5 protein-coding genes are annotated in these 6,561 nt (G+C 64.7%); 4 read left to right on the forward strand and 1 reads right to left on the reverse strand.

Annotation, left to right across the window (positions count from 1 at the left end; genetic code table 11):
- Positions 1–301 precede the first annotated feature (301 nt).
- From ACFW0H_RS29905 to ACFW0H_RS29920, 4 genes are all read left to right on the forward strand, one after another.
- Positions 302–694 (forward strand): c-type cytochrome, encoded by a 393-nt coding sequence (locus tag ACFW0H_RS29905; protein WP_422917449.1) that lies wholly within the window; start codon positions 302–304, stop codon positions 692–694.
- Positions 695–738: 44 nt separating this feature from the next.
- On the forward strand, positions 739–2,229 hold the full coding sequence (locus tag ACFW0H_RS29910; protein WP_422917450.1) for an aldehyde dehydrogenase family protein: 1,491 nt from the start codon (positions 739–741) through the stop codon (positions 2,227–2,229).
- A gap of 322 nt (positions 2,230–2,551) precedes the next feature.
- Entirely contained in the window at positions 2,552–3,925 is a 1,374-nt protein-coding gene (locus ACFW0H_RS29915) for a glutamine synthetase family protein (RefSeq protein ID WP_422917451.1), read from the forward strand.
- Between the two features lie 161 nt (positions 3,926–4,086).
- Positions 4,087–5,637, forward strand: a complete 1,551-nt coding sequence (locus tag ACFW0H_RS29920) for an amino acid permease (protein ID WP_422917452.1) — start codon at positions 4,087–4,089, stop codon at positions 5,635–5,637.
- 45 nt (positions 5,638–5,682) lie between these two features.
- On the opposite strand, the gene ACFW0H_RS29925 is transcribed toward ACFW0H_RS29920, so the two are convergent.
- Positions 5,683–6,027, reverse strand: coding sequence for a hypothetical protein (locus tag ACFW0H_RS29925; RefSeq protein ID WP_422917453.1), 345 nt, complete (start codon positions 6,025–6,027; stop codon positions 5,683–5,685).
- Between the last annotated feature and the right edge of the window lie 534 nt (positions 6,028–6,561).

The following is a 6,561-nucleotide window of genomic DNA, read 5'->3' on the forward strand; positions in this document are numbered from 1 at the left end:
GGTTCCGATCTTGTGGGGGCGAATTCATTCGCCAAGGGCGGCGCAGCTGCCCCTTTCAAGGCGGCAGGGCAGAACTGCATTCTGCTTGGCGAATGAATTCGCCCCTACAAGTGCCCATCGCCACCTGCAGGTGTTCTTCGCGTTCAATGCCGCTTTGTCTGGCAGCCCTGCCAACACGTCTGGCACTGAGAAAAAAACCTCGATTCCCTCCAGCGCCGAGAATCCGGACATCGGCCCGGTTTCCGCGCGCGCCGTTCGGGCTGCGCGGAGCGGGCGAGTGGACGATCGAGGTGGTGAGTTGATGCACAAATACAATAAGGGGCTGCTGTTCGGCGTGCTGACGTTGCTGGCGACGCAATCGGCGCTGGCGGCGGACTGCGCGCCGGCCCAGGTGCAGAAGGGTGAGGCGCTGTTCGGCAGCGATTGCTCGGTGTGCCATTCGGCCAAGGCCGGTGGCCCGACCATGATGGGCCCGAACCTGCACGGCCTCTACGGTCGCAAGTCCGGCAGCCTGGCCGGTTTCAGCTACTCCCAGGCGATGAAGACCAAGGCGGTGGAATGGCAGATGGACAGCCTGGAGCAGTTCATCGCCCAGCCCCAGGGCTTCGTCGCCGGTACCTACATGCCCTATGTCGGGATGGCCAGCGGCGACGATCGTCGCGCGGTCGGCTGCTTCCTGGGCGCACAGAAATGACGGCGCCGGGCAGGCGCCCGGCCAACGGATGAAGAGGATCACGCATGAGCAAGGTTGAAATCCTGCCGCAGGTCGCGGCATTCCTGGAGCGTCGCCACGGCTGCTTCATCGACGGTCAGTGGGTGCTGCCGGAAGGCCCGACCACGCAAGTTCTGAACCCGGCCACGGGCGAAGCCATCGCCGCCGTGCCGGACGTGCCGCTGGAGTACCTGGAACAGGCCGTGCAGTCGGCCCACAAGGCGTTCAAGTCCCGCGTCTGGTCCGGCCTGCGTCCGGCCGACCGCGAGCGCATCCTGCTGCGCTTCACCGCCCTGGTGGAGGAGCACGGCGAGGAGCTGGCCCAGCTGGAAACCCTGAGCCAGGGCAAGTCGATCAATATGTCGCGGATGCTGGATGTCGGCGCCACGGTCGAGTTCATGCGCTACATGGCCGGCTGGGCCACCAAGATCGAAGGCACGACCCTGGACGTGTCCATCCCGATCCCGCCGGGCTCGCGTTTCACCGCCTTCGCCCGCCGTGAGCCGGTAGGTGTGGTAGCCGGCATCGTGCCGTGGAACTTCCCGCTGATGATCACCACCTGGAAGCTGATGCCGGCGCTCGCCACCGGCAACACCGTGGTCATCAAGCCCGCCAGCGAAACCCCGCTGACCGCCCTGCGCCTGGCCGAACTGGCCTTCGAGGCGGGCATCCCGGCCGGCGTGTTCAACGTCATCACCGGCGGCGGCAGCACCGTGGGCAATGCCCTGGCGTCGCACCCGCTGGTCAGCAAGGTGTCCTTCACCGGCTCCACCGCCGTGGGCAAGAGCGTCGGCGTGGCCTGCATGGAGAACATGACCCGCTTCGCCCTGGAGCTGGGCGGCAAGAACCCGATGATCCTGCTGGAAGACGCCGACGTGGAGAAGGCCATCCAGGGTGCGCTGCTCGGCGGCCTGCTGAACAATGGCCAGGTCTGCGCCGCGGCGTCGCGCTTCTACGTGCACCAGTCCCTCTACGAGGAATTCGTCCAGGGCCTGGCCGCGGCGGTGAAGGGTCTGTCCATCGGTGCCGGCATGGATCAGGAAGCAGCGATCAACCCGCTGGTTTCGCGCAAGCAACAACAGAACGTGCTCAAGCACATCGACCTGGCCCGCCAGGAAGGCGCCCGCGTGGTGGCCGGTGGCGAGCGCCTGGAAGGCGACGGCTTCTTCGTCCAGCCCACGGTGCTGGCGGACGTGAACCATGACATGACCGTGGCCCGCGAAGAGGTGTTCGGCCCGGTACTCTCGGTGATCCCCTTCACCGACGAAGACGCCATGATCGAACTGGCCAACGACAGCCCCTACGGCCTGGCCGCCAGCCTCTGGACCAACGACCTGTCCAAGGCGATGAACCTGGTGCCGCGCATCGAGGCCGGCACCGTCTGGGTCAACGCCCACGTGCTGCTGGACCCGAACATGCCCTTCGGCGGCGTCAAGCAGTCCGGCATGGGACGCGAGTTCGGCCGCGCAGTGATCGAGGCCTATACCGAGCTGAAGTCGGTCTGCATCGCCCACTGAAACCAGAACCCTCGATTTCCGGCAGGCGCCTTCACGCCTGCCGGTTTTTTTTGAGGGTTTTTCTCTGTCTGTGGGACGAACCAATCTTATAGGGGCGAATTTATTCGCCAAGGGCGGCGCAGCTGCCCCCTTCGAGATCTATTGGCAGACCTTCGGCCTGCTTGGCGAATGAATTCGCCCCTACAGAAAAAGCGATTCACAGGAAGGTGAACCCCCGCAAATTCCCCGATCTGCTCCGTTCGCACCGCCCTGGTGCGGGAATGACTTGCGGTCTCCATTGCTGGGCTAAGCTTTCGGCAGTTCCCGACCGAAGGACCGCCCCATGAGCGAACCCCTCCTCAGCTTCGACGAACTCAAGCAAGCCGTTGCCAGCGGCGAGATCGATACGGTGCTGGCCTGTATGGTGGACATGCAGGGACGATTGGTGGGCAAGCGCTTCCAGGCCGAGTTCTTCGTCGACAGCGCCCATGAGGAAACCCACTGCTGCAACTACCTGCTGGCCGACGACATCGACATGGAACCCGTGCCGGGTTACGCCGCCGCCAGCTGGAGCAAGGGTTACGGCGACTTCGTGCTCAAGCCCGACATGAGCACCCTGCGCCGGGTGCCCTGGCTGGAATGCACGGCGCTGGTGCTCTGCGATGTGCTCGACCATCACCACCGCGAAGACCTGCCCCACAGCCCGCGCGCCATCCTCAGGAAGCAGGTGGCGCGACTGAACGAGCGCGGCTACCTCGGCATGTTCGCCTCGGAACTGGAGTTCTACCTCTTCGACGAAAGCTACGAGGCCATTCACAAGCGCAACTACAGCCATCCGAAGACCGCCTCGCACTACATCGAGGACTACAACATCCTCCAGACCACCCGCGAGGAACCGGTACTGCGCGCCATCCGCAAGCACCTGCAGGCCTGCGGCGTGCCGGTGGAGAACTCGAAAGGGGAGTGGGGGCCGGGACAGGAAGAGATCAACGTCCGCTACGCCGATGCCCTGACCATGGCCGACCGCCATGCCATCATCAAGCACGCCTGCAAGGAGATCGCCCACCAGCAGGGCAAGTCCATCACCTTCATGGCCAAGTGGCGCTATGACTTGGCCGGCTCCAGTTGCCACGTGCACAGTTCGCTCTGGGACAAGAAGGGCAAGAAGCCGCTGTTCTTCGACGCCAAGGACGAGTTCGGCATGTCGAAGCTGATGCGCGCCTGGGTGGCCGGGCAGCTCAGGTACGCCAGCGAGATCACCTATTTCCTCGCCCCTTACATCAACTCCTACAAGCGCTTCCAGGCTGGCACCTTTGCCCCGACCCGCGCGGTGTGGAGCCGCGACAACCGCACCGCGGGTTTTCGCCTGTGCGCCGAGGGCAGCAAGTCGGTGCGCATCGAATGCCGCATCGGCGGGGCCGACCTGAATCCCTATCTCGCCTTCGCCGCGCTGATCGCCGCGGGCCTGGCGGGCATCGATGAACAACTCGAACTGAGCGCCCCCTTCGAAGGGGACGCCTACCAGAACGACCAGTTGCCGGAAGTCGACAAGACCCTGCGCGACGCCACCGCCGCCCTCAAAGGGTCGGCCATGCTGCGCAAGGCCTTCAGCGACGAGGTGGTGGACCACTACGTGCACACCGCCGAGTGGGAGCAGAAGGAATACGACCGGCGCATCACCGACTGGGAGCTGCAGCGCGGTTTCGAGCGCTACTGAGCAACTTTGAAGTCCGGCCATGGGCGGGTTCGGGCACGCTCGCTGGCCGGTTTGTACAGGGGATGGGAGCAGTACGACAGGCTGTCGCCGCGCAGGCGGGGAAGGTGCCCGAACCGCCGCAGGGAGCAATCCATTGCCATTCCCAACACAGGGCACCCACCATGAATCCTGCAAGCCAACAGGGCTCCACGCATCAGGACGATGACGTCAAGCTGCTGCACAGCATGGGCTACGCCCAGGAGCTGTCACGCCGCATGGGCGGCTTCTCCAACTTCGCCATTTCCTTCTCGATCATCTGCATCCTCTCCGGCGGCATCAACTCGCTGGCCCAGGGCACCTCGGGTGCCGGTGGCGCTTCCATCGGCATCGGCTGGCCGCTGGGCTGCATGATCTCCGGGGTCTTCGCGGTGGCCATGGCGCAGATTGCCTCGGCCTATCCCACCGCTGGCGGCCTGTACCACTGGGGTTCGATCCTCGGCAATCGCTTCACCGGCTGGCTCACCGCCTGGTTCAACCTGCTGGGGCTGGTGACGGTGCTGGGGGCGATCAACGTCGGCACCTACTATTTCTTCTTCGGCGCTTTCGGGCCAATGCTGGGGATGGAAGACACCATCACCACGCGGGTCATCTTCCTCGCCATCCTCACCGGCGGGCAGGCGCTCTGTAATCACTTCGGCATCGGGCTGACGGCGAAACTCACCGACTTCTCCGGCTACCTGATCTTCGTCACGGCCATTGCGCTGACTGTCATCTGCCTGGCGGCGGCGCCCAGCTACGAGTTCTCCCGGCTATGGACCTTCGGCAACTTCTCCGGCGCGGCCGGCGGCAATGTCTGGCCGGAAGTGTCCAACTCCTGGATCTTCCTGCTCGGCCTGCTGCTGCCGATCTACACCATCACCGGCTATGACGCTTCTGCCCATACCTCGGAGGAAACCCACCAGGCATCGATGTCGGTGCCGCGCGGCATGGTGATGTCGGTGGTCTGGTCGCTGCTGTTCGGCTGGCTGATGCTGAGCGCCTTCGTGCTGATGCTGCCGAGTATGGAGGAAGCGGCGGCCCAGGGCTGGAACGTGTTCTTCTGGGCCATGGATACCCAGGTGAATTCGGTGGTGAAGGAGTTGCTCTACCTGGCCATCTTCATCTCGCAGATTCTCTGCGGGCTGGCCACCGTGACCTCGGTGTCGCGGATGATCTTCGCTTTCTCCCGCGACGGCGGGCTGCCGTTCTCCAGGGCGCTGGCGTCGGTGTCACCCTCGCACCGCAGCCCGGTGGCGGCCATATGGACCGGCGCCACACTGGCGGTGCTGTTCGTCTGGGGATCCTCGCTGGTGTCCATCGGCGAGACGCCGGTCTACACCATCGTGGTGTCCTGCACCGTCATCTTCCTGTTCTTCTCCTTCGTCATCCCCATCGTTCTCGGGCTCTTCACCTTTGGCACCGCCAAGTGGCCGCGCATGGGGCCGTGGAACCTCGGGCGCGGGCTCTATTCGCTGGTGGCGGTCCTCTCGATCATCTCGATGGCGCTGATCTTCATCATCGGTATCCAGCCGCCCAACGACTGGGCGCTGTACATCACCATCGGCTTCCTGATCCTCACCGGGATCATCTGGTTCGCCTTCGAGGCGCGGCGCTTCCAGGGCCCGCCCATCGGCGACATGATCGCCAAGCGCCAGGCGGAAATCGCCGCGGCGGAAGAGGCGTTGAACAAGTAGTCCCTTCCGGCACCCCTGCCCCGATGGGGCAGGGGTGCCGCGCCTTCACTTCGCGGCTTCGATGCGGATGCCGTGTACCACGACCTGATCGCCCGGATTGAAGTGCTGCCCGGGAGCGCGGAAGCGCTGCACCGAACCGTCATCGGTCTTGACCAGGTAGGCGGGTTCACTGAGCCCCGTCGACTCCTGAACGAGGCTGCCGCCGAAGTATCCCACCGCCGCACCGGCGACGGCGCCCGCAGGGCCGCCGATGGCGCCGAACATCAGGCCGGTCATGCCGCCGGTGGCTTTGCCGGCGGTGGTATCAGGGGTTTCGGAGAGGACTTCCGCGGCGAACGCGGCGGGGGAGCAGAGCAGGGCAAGGCACAGGGTGACACTGGGGATTTTCATGGCGGATCCCTCGACAGGTATAGCCAAGGGAACGGCGCATTTTTCATGCCATACGGGAAGGCTTTGGAATCAGGTGGTTGCGAGCTCTGGAGTCATTTTGACCGGGGTGCGAATGACGCGCCTGTAGTCATACTGACCTGTACGAGGGACCTCGAGCCGCGTGGTTTTCATAGATCCGTAGGGTGGATGGCGCTCTTTTCATCCACCAGCCGGTGCCGGGCGGGGCTCCGCATGGTGGACCGGTGAAGCGTGGTCCACCCTACAAAGGCGGCCGGTATCGTAGGGTGGATGGCGCTCTTTTCATCCACCAGCCGGTGCCGGGCGGGGCTCCGCATGGTGGACTGGTGAAGCGTGGTCCACCCTACAAAGGCGGCCGGTATCGTAGGGTGGATGGCGCTCTTTTCATCCACCAGCCGGCGCCGGGCGGGGCTCCGCATGGTGGACCGGTGAAGCGTGGTCCACCCTACAAAGGCGGCCGGTTTCGTAGGGTGGATGGCGCTTTTTCCATCCACCAGCGGCGCCGGGCGGGGCTCC

Origin of the sequence: Metapseudomonas cellulosilytica, from assembly GCF_049334135.1 — a bacterium.
Taxonomy (GTDB): domain Bacteria; phylum Pseudomonadota; class Gammaproteobacteria; order Pseudomonadales; family Pseudomonadaceae; genus Metapseudomonas.